Below are 17,984 nucleotides of genomic sequence, written 5' to 3'. Positions count from 1 at the left end.
CACCCATTAGAGCCCGACCATGGCGAGCAAACAAAAAAGAACCAGAAAACAGGTCTTCCCGCTCTGATTCTTTTCTCCTTGCTCTACTAGGCAGTTCCTATCTCGTCGATGTGTGCAGCAGATTCTTCTTCAGTTAAGGCATAATACCGCTTCAGCTTCTCTATAATTTGCTCTTTGCTCTTGCCCTCTTCCAAATTATCTGCGATTAAGATTCGAATTGCTTCCTTTGTGACTTCCTTTGTGACTTCTTCAGTGACCTCTTCGGTGACACTTCTGGTGACTTCTTTCGTGACTTCTTTCGTGACCTCTTCGGTAACACTTTTGGTGACTTCTTTTGTCACTCGCTCTGTAGTCTCTTTAGTCGCTTTCTCCGCGGCCTCAGCTGCGGCTTTAGCTGCTGCTATCTCCGCCGCTTCCTCTGCTCTGATTTCTATGAATTCTTCCATGGTTATGCTCCGCCATGCCATCTTCTCCACCTCCGCACTATGGGTTCTCAAAAAATCCGCCAAGATGTTTTCTTTGAGGCAGCGCTCTATGGCAGCATCTACTGCTTCTTTTCTGTCCTTTCCTTCTGCAAGACCTTCTTTCACATATCGGACAAGAATTCCATATTCTCTCAGCTTTGCACTTCGCTGCAGGACAGGGTTTTGTCTCGCTTCCTCTTCTTCTCCCTCATTGTACACCACTTTGATGACTTTTACTACTAATTCTATGGAATTTTCTTTAGGTTCTCCCATGAAGCTGGATGATAATCTCAGTTCGTCCACGTCCCATGGCTCGTTTCCCGTGTAGATAACAAAAAACTGCGGCGTCGGAATTTTCACCTGCCCTTGCTTAAAAAGTTCTCTGCTGTCCAGCAATATTGCGATATTATTAGCCAGATATCGAAGCATGCGCAGGGGAATATTCGCAGATATAGTGCTCTGCTGTTCTCCAAACACTAGATATGCAACTGCAATTTCATAGCTCAGGTCGTTTTTAATTCCATGGTAGATAACATCATCCAGGGTCAAAAAACGAATCTCAGTATCGGGACCGTAGTCGGTTCCTTCCAGTGCATTAAAAAGTTCAATGGCGTTTTCTTTATCTGAAAACAGCATGCGAAAAATGCTGTCCTGATAGGTTCTCTTGGGTTCTGCTGCTGACTTCCACTTATTTTCTGTCATATCCTTCCTCCTTTCTTTTGATTTGTAATTTTTTTACTATGATTCCATTATATCCCAACTCTCACAATCGCGCAACACGTTTTCCCTAAAAAGTCAATAATTGGAAATATCCAATTCAATATTCCCACACAAAAAACGCACCCGGTCAGATGTCCGCTCATCTGCCCGGGTGCGCTACTGCCACCAGCATTTTATTTTAAATATTTATCAAACCAGTCTCTCATCTCTTCCAGCCTGCGCACCCTGTGCTTCGGCTTTCCTGTTCTGCTCATACCATGGTGCTCGCCCTTAAAGCCGACCACCCTGGATGGCACTCCGAAATAAGTCAAAGCTGCGTGCATTTGCAGCGCATTATCGACAGTGCACCTGTAGTCGTCCATGCCGTGAATCCAAAGGGTTGGCGTCTTAATATTCGGCGCATATTTCAGAGGAGATGAATCCCACAAAAAATCCAAATTCCCCCATGGCGTCGTCTCATAAGTATCCAGCGCAAAGGATACACCGATATCCGACATACCAAAATCACTGATATTGTTGGCTGAACTCCTGTCGGAAATCGCCGCCTTAAACAGATCAGTATGACCGATAATCCAGTTGGTCATAATCCCTCCGTAGGAGCCGCCGGTTACACCGAGACGAGTTTCATCCACCCAAGGTAAGCTCTTTGCCGCATAGCGGGCAAAGCCCACCAAATCCTCATAGTCGATGGTGCCGTAGCGCATACGAATATCGCCAAAGTCACCGCCACGTCCCTCAGAACCAGTAGGATTGCAATAAATTACACCGTATCCCAGCGCTGCAAAATACTGCATGTCCAGGTTAAATACTTCTCCGTAAGCCACCTGCGGACCGCCGTGAATAAACAGCACCGTTGGATACTTCTTTCCTTCCTCAAATCCTGCCGGTTTCAGATACCAGCCCTGCAGCTGCACACCTTCGCTGTTGACGTAAGGCAAATATTCCACAGACGCATAGGCGTATTCTTCCTCCAAATGGGTATTTTCAGAGGATAAGAGACGGGCTTTGCCGCAGGCTTTGTCCGAAAGCTCCTGTACATAAAGTTCCGTGCCTCCAAGACCTCGTACGGCAATCGTGTAGATTTTCTCGCCTACGATTTCGTAGTCCAAAAGCTTGCCCTTTTCCTTTATCACCGCAACAGGAAGTTCCTCCTCGTCCGCCCAGTAGAAGAGTCTGGAGGACTCCTTATCCAAAGCGATAAAGTAAGTTCCGCCGCTGACCCTGGTCAGCTTGTTCAGATAACCGCTTTTGTAAATAACGTCACAGACCACGCTGTCATAAATGTGATAATCGCCCAGCGAATTTTTTCGCAGATAGCTTCCATCCTTCAAATTCAGCAAATCAATATATTCGTCCTGATACTCCCCGTGAAGCTTTCGATCGTTTCGGCAGACGAAAATTTCATCATCGGATAGAGTATCCACATACGTGTACACATAAGTGTCCGACTCATCCAGCGCCGTCACTGCTTTGCTCTGTATATCATAGCGATACAGCCTGCCCGTGGTATTCTGCACGCCGCCGGAAGCCATGCCGAAGTAAACCACATATTGACTGCGCCATCCTTTCATACCCGTTACAGAAAGACTGTCCGGTGAAATCTGCGTCAGCTCGCCATTCTCCCACAAAAACATCCTGCCCCTTGCACCATCGCAATAACCCACGCCGTTGTACCAAAACGGCACTTCCTCTGCGATAAAGTAGTCCGATTCCTCTGCTTTTATCTCCGCAAAACGCTGCAAATCACCGGCAGCTTTTTTCATATAGTCATCTTCGTGAAGAGAATCATCGCAAAGCAACACATATCTGTTCTCGTCGATTTTATAAAAATCCAGTATATTTTTGTAAACTTTCATAAGCAAGGTACGCCTGCCGGTTGCAGGATTCAGACGGTAAAAGCAAGTCAGCGGCACGCCTTTGTCCGCAAGAGCGATATCCTCTTCAGCAAGGAGCGCCGTAAAGATAATTTCCTCACCATCCCAGCGGTACAGGTCAAACTCCACATCATCAAGCACCTTGCGGGACTCCTCCGTCTCCGTGTCCAAAAGCCACAAATCCGTCTCGTATCCGTTTCTGACCGTCTTTGATTTAGTATACAAAATTTCCGTTTCTTTTCTCTCAAACCCACATAGATTCGTAAACTCCGCAAAAAAATCTGCGCCAATCTTCTTTTTCATCATCAAAGATTCTCCTTTCACGTCCTATCCTATTAACAAACCGCCAACCACATTGACAGCAAAGGCGACAATCCATGCCACCATACACTGCAGTACTACGATAGCAAATGCCCATTTGCCGCCCAGTTCCTTGCGCACAGCACCGATTGCCGCAACACACGGCGTATAAAGCAATGTAAATACCAGAAATACCACCGCAGTCAGCGGAGTAAACATAGTCGTAAGCGCATCCACGCCGCTGCCAAGAAGCACCGTCATGGTGCTGACTACACTTTCCTTCGCCGTAAATCCTGTAATCAGCGCTGTAGAAACTCTCCAGTCTCCAAAGCCCAGCGGCGCAAAAATCGGCGCAATAAAGCCGCCGACCATGGCAAGCAAGCTGTCATGAGAACTGCTGACCACGTTGAGATGACTGTCAAAAGTCTGCAGGAACCAAATAATCAGCGTAGCCACAAAAATCACCGTAAAAGCCCTTGTTATGAAGTCCTTCGCCTTGTCCCAAATCAGTCTTCCTACGCTTTTCAGCCCCGGAAAACGATAGTTGGGCAGTTCCATCACAAAAGGCACTGGCTCGCCCTTAAACTTGGTATTTCCCAAAATCAGCGCATAGAGCACTGCCACGATAATGCCGGTAAAGTACATCAAGGTCATAACCACCGCCCCGTGTTTCGGAAAAAAGGCTGCCGTCAAAAGTCCATAAATAGGCAGCTTTGCAGAGCAGCTCATAAATGGCGTCAGCATGATGGTCATTTTGCGGTCTCGCTCAGAAGGCAAAGTTCGGGTCGCCATGATGGCAGGTACCGTACAGCCAAATCCGATAATCATCGGTACAAAGCTTCGCCCGGATAACCCCAGCTTTCGCAGAATTTTGTCCATAACAAAGGCGACACGTGCCATATATCCGCTATCCTCCAAAAAGGACAGGAAGAAAAACAACGTTACGATAGTCGGCAAGAAACTGAGCACACTTCCCACGCCTGCAAAAGCGCCGTCAATCACCAGAGAATGAATGACCGGGTTAATATCAGCAGCCGTTAAAGCCTGATCCGCCAAGTCAGTCAGCCAGCCGATTCCTGATTCCATCAAATCAGAAAGCCATGCGCCGATTACGCCGAAGGTCAGCCAAAAAATCAGAGCCATAATACCGATAAAGCTGGGAATCGCTGTGAACTTTCCGGTAAGCAGTCTGTCTATAGACTGACTGCGCATATGTTCACGGCTCTCTCTTGGCTTCACTACGGTTGCCTTACAGACTTTATCAATAAATGTAAATCGCATATTAGCAAGGGCTGCGTTTCTGTCTATGCCGCTTTCTTTCTCCAGCTGCAAAATAATATGCTCTAAAAGTTCCTGTTCATTCTGATCCAGTTCCAGCTTTTCCAGAATCAGTCCGTCACCTTCAACCAGTTTGCCGGCTGCAAAGCGAATAGGAATCCCCTTTGCCTTTGCATGGTCTTCAATGAGGTGCATGATAGAGTGCAAGCACCTGTGGAGCGCACCTCCGTCTTCACCCTCAGCATCGCAGAAATCCATTCTGCCCGGGCATTCCTGAAATTTTGCCACGTGGAGCGCATGGTCGATGAGTTCTTCGATGCCTTCGTTTCTTGAAGCAGAAATCGGAATCACCGGAATACCCAGCGCTGCTTCCAACTCGTTAATCTTGATGGTACCGCCGTTAGCATGCACTTCATCCATCATGTTCAGCGCCAAAACCATCGGAATATCCAGCTCAATCAGCTGCAGGGTTAAATACATATTTCGCTCAATATTAGTCGCGTCTACAATGTTGATAATTCCCTTTGGCTTATCGTTTAAGAAAAATTCTCTGGTCACAATTTCTTCGCTGGTGTAGGGAGACATGGAGTAAATGCCCGGGAGATCTGTTACCAGCGTGTTGCTCATCTTACCAATTTGCCCGTCCTTTCGATCAACCGTCACACCAGGAAAATTTCCCACGTGCTGGTTGGAGCCGGTCAGTCTATTGAACAGAGTCGTCTTGCCGCAGTTCTGATTTCCTGCAAGTCCGAAGGTCAGGATTTCGCTTTCTGAAAGCGCTACACCCTTAGGCGAAGTATGGTATTTTCCCATTTCCCCCAGTCCCGGGTGCTCAACTTTGTCAAGGACCAGCGCATTGCCTCCGTCCTCTTCTCCATCGACCGCCGGTTCAACCTGAATTTCCTTTGCATCGGAAAGTCTTAAAGTGAGCTCATAGCCCCAAATCCGATACTCGATTGGATCGCCCATAGGCGCTGCTTTTATGTATGTAATGGCCTTGCCCGGAATCAGCCCCATGTCGAGGAAATGCTGCCGCAGGGAACCGCTTCCTCCCACGGATAGAATCCTGGCTTTTTCACCTTTTTTCAGTTGGTCTAAGGTCATATATATGACTTCCTTTCTACTCTTTTCTATCGTCATAGAATCATTCTACCATCTGGAAAAGTTAGAGTCAACTAACAAGTACATATGATCAATACGATTCGGCACTGAGCACCGCACTGTGCGCCATACTTCATTTGCTCGCCACATTAAAATACTTTCTTTGTAATTTATGGCGGGCACAACTCAGAATCCGCCACATTCGTAAGCTTTTTTACTTTAAATGGCGGGCACAACTCAAAATCCGCCACATTCGTAAGCTTTTTTACTTTAAATGGCGAGCGCACTCCGCTGCGTGCCAGATTTGACAGCTTTAATACTGCAACATGGCACACAGCATCGACTTCTTCAAACAAAACCACCCCTCCTGCAATAAAAATCCCTCTTTTATGCTCATACCCCGCACAAATATCAACACTGTGCGCCAGTTCTTCTTAAAACAGTTCAAAACATGGCGTTTTCCAACAAGCCCACGCCATAATTTCAAAAAATCCTTTTTAATATGGCGCTAGCGCCATTCCCTGCACAAAAAAACCGGGGCAGATATTTCCGCTCCGGTTTATTATATTCTAATTTATTATGCTTCTTTTACTCTTACGTTCACTGCCCTCACTCTCTGGCTGTCTCTCGGATCAGGCTCTACATCGTAGCTAACCTTCTGTCCTTCTACCAGATTTCTGTAACCCTCTCCTTCAATTGATGAGAAATGCACAAACACATCTGCCCCGCCATTGTCGTCCTGGATAAAGCCAAAACCCTTGTCTGCATTAAACCATTTTACTGTACCGTCATACATATTCAGTACCTCCCTTTCTGTCTTTTGTACTCCATCGAATTCTTCCTTCTTAAAGGAAAGGCCCACATCTTGTGAATCATCAAAAATTAACTCACAAAATGGGGCCAGTGCAAATTCTCTATTGATTACACCATCATCATAGCACAAAATGCAGTGAAAAGAAAGCTTTTTGTTAGAGTATTAGCAAAATTGCGGAGAATTTTTTTCTATACCAGAAGGCTAACACCGGAGATTAGCAGCAGCACATAGGTCAGCCGCAAGAAAACCTGCTGACTCATCTTCTTAGCTAAGCGATTGCCAATATAAACGCCGATTAAAAGCGCCGGAATGCTCCAGGCAGTAGTCGTCAGTGTGAAAGCTGTCATCAAACCAGCGCCGGTCTGCTTGATAATCAAATAGATATCCAGCGCTACCCAAATCATCGATAAGGTCGTTCGGAAATTCTGCTTGTCAGGCAGCTTTTTCACTGCATAAATAATCAAAAGCGGTCCTCCGGATACAAACATGCCGTGAATAACTCCCGCCAAAAGCAGAATCACATTCAGCGCAGGCTCCGGCAAATTGTACTCTTTCTTCTGAAAAAGACTGGACAGCGCAATGAGAATGACAAAAGCAGCAAAGATTTGCAGCAGCACTTCTGTCTGCAAATACTGATAAATCACTTCCCCTGCGAAAAGTCCTATAAACATCAGAATCAGAATCTTAAAAAACTCTTTCCAGACGATGTCTTTATAACCCCGCACTGCGATCAGCAGTCCTGCCAAAAGAGCAAGAATCGTCAGAGACGGTTTTGCCACATCTATTCCATACAGCAAAATTACAAAAGGCATCGCCAGCACCGTTCCAGCAAAACCAGTAATGCCTTGAATCAAATTCGTCGAAAAAATAACCAGTAAAAATAGCGTCAGTTCCATATCATTATTGTCTCCCTTCCGGAATCTATTTTACAATTCTTCTTTGTAAATTAAAAGCAAATTTTGTGCCAACCTTTTGTCGGCAACCTCCCCCTCCGTCCTGCCTTTAAACTTGGCACATTCGTTGCATAATAAGTATGGCAGTTGATCAACTCGTTATTTCTGTATTGAAAGTAGAAAGGAGAGCTACCATGGATTCACTAGGTATTTTATCTTTGATTCCACCATTGCTGGCCATCGGGCTTGCAATCTATACAAAAGACGTTATCATTTCTTTAGTTATCGCTGTTATCGTAGCTGCCATTATGGCGTGCGGCGGGAATCCTTATGAGGCTGGTATCACCCTCTTACAGGACTGGGTATTCCCAAATGTTGCAGATTCCACCAATGCACAGTCCATGGTCATGTTAGTCGTAGTAGGCGGATTTACCGAACTGATTACACAGTCCGGCAGCGGACTTGCATTTACCAATGTCGTAACCAGAGGTTTAAATAGCCGTTCAAAATGCGAAACTGCTATGTGGCTCAGCGGCTTATTTATCTGGTTTACAGACCTTGGAAACTCCCTCATTATCGGACCGATTTTCGAAAAGGTCGGAGATAAAGTCAAGGTTTCCAGAGAAAAATTCGCATACATTTTGGACTGCACCACTTCTCCAATCTGCGCACTGGTGCCAATCGTAGGTTTCGGTATCTACATCATGGGACTGATTGACGTAGAAATAGAAGCTGCAGGTATTTCAGGCAGTGGCTGGGATCTGTTCCTCTCATCCGCTCCGTTTAACTTCTACACAGTATTGACACTGATCATGTGCGGATTTATGGCAATCACACAGCTGGACTTTGGTCCTATGCTGAAAGCACAGAACAGAGCAAAGTTTGAAGGCAAAATTCTCAAAGAAGGCTCCACGCCGATGAGAAAAACACAGCAAATTGTGCTGCCGGAAGGTGTAACCCCTAAGATGAGCACAATGCTGGCGCCAATTGCAGTGCTTCTGATCGTCATCTTCGTTGAAATGTTCCGCCACGGATTCCCATTTGAGCCAATTGACGGAACTGTTACACGTACAGCAATCATGTGGGGCTTCCTGCTGGCTACAGTACTGCTCGTTATCCTTTGCATCAGAACAAAGGTAATGAACTTTAAAGAATGCATGGGAACCATGCAAAAAGGCTGGGAAGGCATGATGTACATGCTGGTGGTTCTGACGCTTGCATGGGCTCTTGGAAGCGGCTGCAAAGCCATCGGTACAGCTGCTTATCTGGTGCAGGTTACCAGCGGATTCTTAAATCCGGCTCTGCTTCCAGTTCTTCTATTTATCATCGGTGCAGTCATGTCTCTGGCTACCGGTACTTCCTGGGGAACTATGGCAATTCTCATGCCGATTGCCTTCCCAATGGCACTGGCAATGGGCGTTCCGCTCCCGCTTACAATCGGCGCCGTTGTCAGCGGCGGTCTCTTTGGTGACCACATTTCACCAATTTCCGATACCACCATTATGGCGTCCATGGGAGCAGCCTGCGACCATATCGATCACTTCGAAACACAGACACCGTATGGGTTCGTATGTGCAATTGTTTCTGCGATCGGCTTCTTGATCAGCGGTTTTATGAACAGCTGGAGCGTACTTCTGATCTCTGCAGTTATTCTGTTTGTGCTGATTTTCGTACTTCACAGAGTCGATACGAAACGATTTGGCACACCGGAAAAAAACGCATAATTCAATATATGATTTCGAAAAGCCGCAGTGATTTGTATACTGCGGCTTTTTGTTGACAATTGCAGATTCAATCGGTTACTATTTTAAGTAAGAAACATTGAAAGGGAGATTCATCATGTTAAGACGCTATGCAGAGCAAATTCTCAATGTATTCAACTATATAGACGCCATTATCGTCACAAACAGCAGTGGAATCATCGAATACTATGTCAATCGCAGACCTCATCTGAACCGGCTGCGTGAGGAAGATATCAGAGGTATGCACATTCTAGAGCTTTATCCCGATTTGACAGAGGAAACCAGCAGCATCTGCCGGGTTCTGCGCAGTGGACAGCCGATTTACAACGAATATCAATCCATGCGAGCCATCAAGACCGGTCAGGTTTTTAACGGTATTAATACCACCATTCCCATCAAACACAACGATGAGGTCATCGGCGTTGCCGAGGTGACCCGCTGGGCTGACGACGACCTGCAGCGCAAAGACATCCCGCTTTCCCTGAAGCACACCCAGGAAAAAGAAGAGAAATCCATACGGCTGTATACTGTCGATGATATCATCACCTGTGCGCCGCAGATGAAAGAAATCAAAGAGCGAATTAAACGCATTGCAGAAACCGATTCTACCGTCTTAATCTACGGGCAGACTGGTACGGGAAAAGAACTGATCGCCCAGTCCATTCATACTGCCGGAAAACGAAGTTCCAAACGCTTTGTTTCGCAAAACTGCGCCGCTATTCCGGAAACCCTTTTGGAAAGTATTCTGTTCGGCACTACGAAAGGCAGCTATACCGGTGCAGAAAACCGTCCCGGGCTCTTTGAGGTCGCCAACAGCGGCACGCTATTTCTGGACGAAATCAATTCTATGGAACTGGGAATGCAGGCAAAGCTTTTGAAAGTCATTGAAGAAAAGAAAGTGACCAGAATCGGCAGCACACAGCCGATTCCTATTGACGTCAAAGTCATCTCCGCCGTCAATGAGCAGCCAGAGAACTGTGTCAGCGCCAAAAAACTGCGAGAAGACCTTTTCTACAGACTCAGCGTGGTGCGTCTTGATATTCCGCCGCTTTCTGCCCGTCCCGGCGATGTAAAGCTGCTGACACGCTATTTCCTTGATTATTTCAATGCCAGAATGGACAGAGACGTTATGGACGTTTCCGAAGAAGTCGAACAGCTTTTCCAAAACTATACGTGGCCAGGCAATGTGCGGGAAATGAAAAATATCATCGAGGGCGCTTATAATCTGATTTCTTCCCGCATTATTCAGATGCAGGATTTACCGGGATATCTGACGCGCAGCGATACCAAGACGCCTTTGCAAGCCTTTTACGGCGCAAAACTTCCTGAGGGGAAATCCCTTGCTGAGATGACCGCCGCCTTTGAAAAAGAAATCATTACTCACACTCTGGCAGAGTCAAAATCCCTTTCCGAAGCTGCCAGAACCCTCCGTATCACCAAACAGGGACTCAGCTACAAGATGCTAAAATACGATATTCAATTTAAAGAGTAACAAAACAAACGTCAAAAAATTTTGACTCGATCGTCAGGATTTTTTGACGTTTTTGCAATGAAAATTCCTATAATTATAGAATTTTTTGACGATATATTCACTGCCAAAAAAAATTTTTTCTTTTTTTTGCATTTATCACCAAACCTCAGATACCTTCAGCAAACAAACTGCATTGTGCCTATATTGGCATGAATATTGCTTTTATTATAAAGCAGTGAAGACAAATAAAAGGAGGAAAACTATGAGCAAATTTATAGATATTGATGCGATTCCCGGCGAACGCTGGTTTCCAAAAGAAACAGGATTTGAAGAAGACCTGCCGCTGTACTGGGGAGACTTTGGTGTAGCATCTGAAGTAGATACCCTGCGCGCAGTTTTGATGCGTCGTCCGGGTAAAGAAATAGAAAACTTTAATGCTGCTGAGGTTCGCTTTTCTGATGAACCCATCGATGTAGAATTAATGCGTGCACAGCATGACGCACTCGCAGATATCTACCGCGACCACGGCGTAAAAGTCTACTATGTAGAAGAACAACGCGAAGATCGTCCTAATGCAATTTTCTGCCGCGACCTGGTTTTTATGACGCCGGAGGGTGCAATTTTAACAAGACCGGGTATGGCAGCCCGCCGCGGTGAAGAGCGTTACATCGCAAAAGCATTATCCGACATCGGCGTACCTATTATCAAGACTGTCAGCGGCGACGGTATGTTTGAAGGCGCGAATGCCATGTGGGTTGACCGCCACAATTGTGTCGTTTCTACTGGAAGCCGCTGTAACCAAAGCGGCTATGAGCAGGTGAAGCATGAGCTGGAACGCATGGGCGTTACTGTTTGGCATATGCAGCAGCCTTACAGCAATATTCACATTGATGGTCTGATGAATCCTGCCAGCAACGATGTGATCATGCTCCACGCAGCACAAGTGCCTTACGATATCGTAGACATGCTGAAAAAGAAAGGTTACAAGATTCTGGAAGTTCCATCAAGAACGGAAGTCCGCGAAAACTTCTGCTGCAATTTCGTAGCCCTGGAGCCGGGTCTTATCGTTATGCCGGAGGGCAGCCCTCGTGCACAAGAGCTGCTTGAAGCCAACGGCATCAAAGTTATCACAGTCAACGTTTCCGAAATCATTAAAGGACGCGGCGCTCTCCACTGCATCACCGCATTCTTAAAGAGAGGATAACCATCGCTAAAAAGCAAGCCCCATGCCGGCGTTTCCCCCAAAGCGCCAGGCAAAGCGCTTGCTTTTTCTTTATTTTAATGGTTTTCATCTGAAAACTGGTCTATCAACATAATATTTTTAACCTAAAACGGACATCTTTGAAAAAAGTGTATAAGAAGATGAGCGATTCTTAACCGAGGATTGAAAAATACTAAAAAAATGTATAAACGCAATCGAAAAAATATACTAAACGGTCACCCTTACAGCCATTTATCGTTGCTGCTTTGCTGATATATTGCATTTTACGTAAGATTTTTGCAGGTTTATTTACATTCTTGCATAAGACGCAAGATATGTAAAATCTTAAGATCAGCTTTTTATACACCTTTTTTCAAAAATCGCAATATAGGTTAAGGTTTTCTTCTTTTCCAAATTTTCCGCGCATTTACTATGAGGTGACGCCTTAAGTAACAAGGAATATGTCTGCATCTTCGCTCTAACCTTACTCATCTGCTTCATTCTTTTGATACCACTGTGCCTGCGCATGGTACATTTCTGCATAATATCCGTCTTTTTCCATCAGGCTGTCGTGAGTTCCATCTTCCACCAGCTTTCCTTCACAAAAAACCAGAATCCGATCCACCATATGAGTAATTCCAAGGCGATGGGAAATTAGCAAGGTCGTCTTTCCTGCAGTCATCTTTGCAAAATTCCTATATAGCTCCGCCTCTGCCAGCGGATCCAGTGCTGCAGTCGGCTCATCGAGAATCATAAGCTTTGTATCTCTTCTATACAGAGCCCTTGCCAGAGCGACTCTCTGCCACTGCCCACCAGACAGGTTATTTCCGGTCTTGCTGAACTGACCGATCTCTTCATCAAGCCCATCAGGCTGTCTGTCAACCAGTTCTTTAATATTCGCTTCCTGAAGAAGTCGCTCTAATGATTCCTCATCTATCTTGGTATTCATTTCTGAAGCTTCAATATTTTCTCGAAGGGTTCCTTCGTAGTGACAAAAATCCTGAAACACAGCGGCAGTAGATCTTCGTATTTTGCTAATCTGTAATTCATCTAACGGCGCACCATTTACCGCAATTTCTCCCTGCTGCGGAGTATAAAAACCCATCACCAAATTGATAAAAGTGCTCTTGCCGCTTCCATTTTCGCCGACAATTGCCACAGTCTCCCCTGCCTTAATCCTTACAGACAGGTCGTCAATCACCTTTCTGTTTGAGCCCGGATAAGAAAAAGTCACTTTATCAAATGTAATGGAAACCTCTTCAAAACCACGATCGACGCTGTTCTTTTCCTCTGCACCAAGATCCTGCAAATCAAAAAAATCTTTCATATAGGAGGTATTCTGTCCAAACTCCATCAAAGAAACAAGCAAGCTGCCAAGAAGACTTTGCAAACGCCCCGATAATGTCAACACCAGCATAAAAATGCCTATGCCGTCTTCCGGATGCAAATATATCTGCTTTCCCACCAGAATTAAAATCACAATATAAACTGCATTGCGGAGAATATCTGCCGCCATGTTATACTTCACATGCTTCCTCGTCAGACTTTCCTTTTTTTCTATGTATTCCTTTGCAGTCTTTTTCCATTCCGCTTTCAGGTAAGGGTAAGCCTTAAAATGCCTGATATCCTTCATCGCTTCGGAACGCACACAGGTCAAGTACTGCATAATAGCGCTATCACCTTCCAGCATCCATTTTGTTCTAAAGTGATAGGTCGCATCGCTTTGCAGATAGGACAGCACCGCCGCAGGAATACAGGTCAGAAATACCGCCGCTACAATCACGCCGCTGACGCGAAAAAGCTCCAAAGATACGCTTGCAATTGCAATCACTCTCTGCACGTTAAGAATTAAATCCTGCATGCTCCTTGCCGTGTACTCGCCTGCGTATTCCTCAACAAAGGACAGCTTTTGTCGGAAGCCGTCATTATTTTCGATATAGCGAAATTTCACATTACATTTGCACTCCATAATCGTGCGCGCCACAAATCGCTCCGTTCTGGTCGTATCTATGCGCAACATGTGCTCGCTCAAACAATCAAACAAAGCCTGCACAACGAAAAGCACAATCAGCATTGTAAAAAGAAACATAATTTCGCTTTCAAGATATCCGGGTGAATTTCCGCTAACCGCCTGATACAGCTGGTTTGTCAGCTGTTCTAAATATCTTGCGCTTATAACCGGAAGAAAGGCTGCAAACCACCCGAGCACATTGACTAAAATTGAATCCCAGCCCTTCACTCGGATACTGAGCTGCAATGCCTTTTTTACGACACGGATATTATCGCTTAATGAAAGTCTGTCTTTCTTATTCTCCATCTCGGTTGCTCTCCTTATGATACCATGCCGCCTGCTGCTGATACATCGCAGCGTATAATCCCTTTTGTTTCATCAGCATCTCGTGAGTTCCATCTTCTACAATTCTGCCTTTGTCTAACACAAGAATCCGGTCCGCCAGCTGGGCAAATCCAATTCGATGACTGATTAGAATTGCCGTATTGCCCTCCAGATTTTCTTTAATCTGCTGAAACTGTTTCAGCTCTGCAATAGGGTCAAGGGCTGAGGCCGGCTCATCTAAAATCAAAATATCATGTGTTCCCATACAGGCTCTTGCAATCCCGATTTTCTGTCGCTCTCCACCGGATAATTCTACGCCTTCAGGATAGACTTCTTTACGAAGAAGGGTATCCATCTGCTGCGGCAGCCTTTCCACCATCTTTTCCGCACCGCCTTTTACAATGGCTTCTCGCACCATTCCCCGATTTTCTATATGCGCGATATTCCCCATGCCGACATTTTCTCTCACCGTTTTATGTAAAATATAGAAATCCTGAAAAAAGGTGCCAATGGTACCCGTATGAAAAACCCGTCCACTGGTCGGAGGATAAATTCCCATCAGCACCTGTACCAGTGTGGACTTTCCGCTGCCGTTTTCTCCAACAAGGGCTACAATTTCCCCTTTAGGAATTTTCAGGTTGATATCATAAAGCACCTGTCTGTCATTTTTATATGCAAAGCACAGATTTTCTGCAGCAATTGCAATCTCCGGTTCTGTAGACTCTTCTGCAGGGATGGCATCCCTCTCCCTGTGCGCAACCTCTTCTTCCACCATATCCATAAAGGCTTTCTGTCGTTTCAAAGCGAAAATCCCTCTGTGCATATTGATGGACCCCTTTGAAATTACTGCTACATATCCCCCAAGGCTTCCGCAAAGCGTAAACAGCATGATAAACTCTTCCACAGTAATGTTTCCCTTGAAAATACCCCACAGACAAAATAGTAAAATACCTCCCATGAACAGATACAGAAACACATTGCTCAGGATTTCCGCTTTTCCAATGCTTCTATTATAAATAAGTTCCGCCTGCTCCACCTCATCGTAGTATTTATCGAACTGATCCAGCATTCGCTTCTGGCTTTTGTATACTCTGATTTCCTTCGCCACATTAGGCTGCATAGGAATCAGCTTAATCTCCCGAAGACGCCGCTCTGCAGGTGCGTAACTTCTCTCAAACTCCTCCAGCTTCTTTGTCATGCAATGATTCAAATATAATAAAACCGCCAAATAGCACAATATGAACAGCGCAATAAACGGAGATACGCTGGCAGCAGTCACCAGCAGCGCCAGTATACCGCAGCCCTTTCCTAAAAGTTCGCAGGCCGCACTGGTGACATCCGTAAGTGCGCCCGCACGCCGAATCACCGCATTATACTCATCATTGATTTCCTTCTGAAGCAGCATGTCCATGGGCATTTTCTGAAAAAAATCCATCAAAAGTTCCTGCAGACCCAGATAATAGGAATCATACATGCGAAAATACAGAAAGCCGCTGTTGATTCTAGCTGACAATCCACTTATAGTCAGCACCGTTCCATAAAAAATAATATACGGCAGCACATCCGAAAATGTGCCCGTTCCCGTATCCAAAAAACCTGCGATCACCGCCAGTATCTGCTTATTCAACAGAAGGGCTATGGCAGGCAGGATACACAACAGTCCGTTTAGGGTCAACCAAAAAGCGACGGTTCTTTTGTCGATGGAAAATACCAGACGGACGATCCAGCGGTATAGATTTTGGTTAGGAGATTTCTTCATCCGGTTTCCTTTCTCAATATGGGGTTATGATTGATAAAACTGCGCCTGCATATCAAATAATTCGCGATACAGTTGATTCGCCTGATACAATTCGTCATGGGAACCGTATTCTACAATTTCCCCGCCCACAAAAACAGCGATTTTATCACAGAATTTGCTGCTGGATAAGCGATGAGAGATAAAAATTGTCGTCTTATCCTTACTCATCTCGTTGAAACTCTGATATATTTCGTATTCTGCTCTCGGGTCTAGTGCAGCCGTTGGTTCATCCAGAATCACGACAGGCGTATTCTTAAATAAAGCTCTCGCTAAAGCGATTTTCTGTCCTTCACCGCCCGAAGGCTCGAATCCATCTTCTTCAAAGTTCTTGTAAACATTGGTGTAAATCCCTTTAGGAAGTTTCTCCAGCTTATCGCCGAAACCGCTGCGCCGCAGACAATCAACAATTTCTGCATCATCACACTCCTGATTGAAGCAGATATTTTCCTTCAAGGTGAATGAAAACAATCTGAAATCCTGAAAAACCGCTGCCATTAGACCTTGATATGCATCATAGTCAATCTCTTTTACATCAATTCCATTCAGAAGAATCCTTCCTTCTGTCGGCTCATATAGCCTGGTTAATAGTTTTACGAAAGTTGTTTTTCCCGCTCCATTTTCACCGACAACGGAAAGCTTTTCAGCTGGAGAAATGGTGATGTTTACATTTTTAAGTGCATATGTGCTTGCTCCGGGATATTTAAAAGATACGTTTTCAAACTGAATCGTGTATTCTGATGCACTATCATCAATAGATTCCTTACCAGTTCTCATTTTCTGAGGCATATTTACATATCTATCCAATTCTTCATAGTATATTCCAAACCGTCTAATGCCAATAATACTAGACATAACATCATTCATCGCTGCTGAAAACTGTGATACCGCACCTAAATACATCGTAAATGAACCTATTTGAATGTGTTGATTTAGCACCTTAGCAATCAGATATCCGTAAGTAATCCCATCTCGAATCAAAGAGGTAAAGGCAGTAAAATATTGAGATTTATTCATCACCCGCACCTGTCTTTTATAAAACTTTTCGGATTCTCCCAGGCATTTCGAGATTTTGCTGATCAGAAAATCCTTTAGATTATAAATTCTTTCTTCTTTCCCATACTCAAAATTTTCAATGGCATTTAAAAGATACATCGTTCTGCGCTCTATCGGCGCTTTCTCCATATCCCATGAAACATATTTCTTTTGTACGCGAGATTCCACCAAACTATTTAACAGAACTAGCAGGACAAAAATAAATACAATTCCGGCATTCAACGTGCTAAGTACAGCAATCAGTCCGGCAAAGACAAAAACTTTACCCACGATGTTAAATGCGTAATCTAAGACCATACCAAACCCATCCCCATCTGCATATAAAATCTTATGGGCTTTTTCCTTTATATCTAAGAATTCCGGATTTTCTAGAGATTCAAAATCGCAAGTGACTAGTTTTTCTGCCATCATACATTGAAAAGAATTAAGGACTTTGATCTTGGAGGTAAACATAGCGCCACGTAAAAATGAAAGTAGCGCCATTCCTACAAAATTAGTCAATACGAGAATGCCCACATATACAAACAACTGCTCTATTCGCTGCTGCCCTGTCAATTCATCAATGATATACTTTGGCATAATCACACTAAGCAGCGGCACCAATGCAGTAACCAACTGAAACGATGCAGCATAAAAGACATATTTTTTATTATATTTCCAAATTAGTTTCAACAGAAACCGAAAGCTCTTAAACATTTTTTTCCTCCTTGCTAAATTCTATCCATCGAACTTCCATTCATGATAAGAGGAACATAGCGAAAACCAATACTTCCACTATTATCTTTTTCAAAAAATAAACCTCAAAATTCTCGTTTACTACTATTACGTGAATTTGGAGGTTTGGTCACATATTTTCTCAAAAATTATTATTTGCCAAAATAAATTCTGCGTATCACTGGAATTTCAAATGGCAAAGACTTACATAGAATTTACTCTGACA

General features: G+C 44.6%; 12 protein-coding genes. 3 read left to right on the top strand and 9 right to left on the bottom strand.

All coding sequences use genetic code 11. From position 1 onward, the window contains the following. Positions 1-86: 86 nt before the first annotated feature. The 6 genes from NFR88_RS12205 to NFR88_RS12180 all read right to left on the bottom strand — a co-directional run bounded on the left by NFR88_RS12205 (position 87) and on the right by NFR88_RS12180 (position 7,447). Positions 87-1,166, bottom strand: coding sequence for a hypothetical protein (locus NFR88_RS12205; protein WP_251616326.1), 1,080 nt, complete (start codon positions 1,164-1,166; stop codon positions 87-89). Positions 1,167-1,357: 191 nt separating this feature from the next. Next, complete coding sequence (locus NFR88_RS12200; RefSeq protein WP_251616324.1) at positions 1,358-3,364, bottom strand: alpha/beta hydrolase family protein; 2,007 nt, start codon at positions 3,362-3,364, stop codon at positions 1,358-1,360. 21 nt (positions 3,365-3,385) lie between these two features. After that, positions 3,386-5,740: a ferrous iron transport protein B gene (gene feoB / locus NFR88_RS12195; protein WP_251616322.1), complete on the bottom strand. Its 2,355-nt coding sequence runs from the start codon at positions 5,738-5,740 to the stop codon at positions 3,386-3,388. A 167-nt stretch (positions 5,741-5,907) separates the two neighbouring features. Continuing rightward, positions 5,908-6,093: a hypothetical protein gene (locus tag NFR88_RS12190; RefSeq protein ID WP_251616320.1), complete on the bottom strand. Its 186-nt coding sequence runs from the start codon at positions 6,091-6,093 to the stop codon at positions 5,908-5,910. 221 nt (positions 6,094-6,314) lie between these two features. Next, positions 6,315-6,533 carry a cold-shock protein gene (locus tag NFR88_RS12185; protein ID WP_160203232.1) on the bottom strand — a complete coding sequence of 73 codons (219 nt, stop codon included), beginning with the start codon at positions 6,531-6,533 and terminating at the stop codon, positions 6,315-6,317. Between the two features lie 206 nt (positions 6,534-6,739). Beyond that, positions 6,740-7,447, bottom strand: coding sequence for a sulfite exporter TauE/SafE family protein (locus NFR88_RS12180; RefSeq protein ID WP_251616318.1), 708 nt, complete (start codon positions 7,445-7,447; stop codon positions 6,740-6,742). 191 nt (positions 7,448-7,638) lie between these two features. Between NFR88_RS12180 and NFR88_RS12175 the strand changes: the two genes are divergently transcribed. The 3 genes from NFR88_RS12175 (at position 7,639) to NFR88_RS12165 (ending at position 11,861) form a co-directional block, all read left to right on the top strand. Then, entirely contained in the window at positions 7,639-9,168 is a 1,530-nt protein-coding gene (locus tag NFR88_RS12175; RefSeq protein ID WP_251616315.1) for a Na+/H+ antiporter NhaC family protein, read from the top strand. A 115-nt stretch (positions 9,169-9,283) separates the two neighbouring features. Beyond that, positions 9,284-10,678 (top strand): sigma-54 interaction domain-containing protein, encoded by a 1,395-nt coding sequence (locus tag NFR88_RS12170; protein WP_251616313.1) that lies wholly within the window; start codon positions 9,284-9,286, stop codon positions 10,676-10,678. Positions 10,679-10,919: 241 nt separating this feature from the next. Then, entirely contained in the window at positions 10,920-11,861 is a 942-nt protein-coding gene (locus NFR88_RS12165; RefSeq protein ID WP_160203228.1) for a dimethylarginine dimethylaminohydrolase family protein, read from the top strand. Between the two features lie 481 nt (positions 11,862-12,342). Here the strand turns inward: NFR88_RS12165 and NFR88_RS12160 are convergent, their stop codons facing one another. From NFR88_RS12160 to NFR88_RS12150, 3 genes are read right to left on the bottom strand one after another with little or no spacing between them, the layout of a single operon-like run. Next, entirely contained in the window at positions 12,343-14,175 is a 1,833-nt protein-coding gene (locus NFR88_RS12160) for an ABC transporter ATP-binding protein (RefSeq protein WP_251616310.1), read from the bottom strand. After that, positions 14,165-15,952: an ABC transporter ATP-binding protein gene (locus NFR88_RS12155; RefSeq protein ID WP_161909456.1), complete on the bottom strand. Its 1,788-nt coding sequence runs from the start codon at positions 15,950-15,952 to the stop codon at positions 14,165-14,167. The genes NFR88_RS12160 and NFR88_RS12155 overlap by 11 nt, the downstream gene beginning before the upstream one ends. Positions 15,953-15,976: 24 nt before the next feature. Then, positions 15,977-17,740 (bottom strand): ABC transporter ATP-binding protein, encoded by a 1,764-nt coding sequence (locus NFR88_RS12150; RefSeq protein WP_251616308.1) that lies wholly within the window; start codon positions 17,738-17,740, stop codon positions 15,977-15,979. Positions 17,741-17,984 lie beyond the last annotated feature (244 nt).

Origin of the sequence: Senimuribacter intestinalis (assembly GCF_943192965.1) — a bacterium.
In the GTDB taxonomy this organism is placed as follows: Bacteria; Bacillota; Clostridia; order Peptostreptococcales; family Anaerovoracaceae; genus Senimuribacter; species Senimuribacter intestinalis.
The sequence above is the reverse complement of the archived record's forward strand: the minus strand, read 5'-3'. Positions and strand labels throughout refer to the sequence as shown.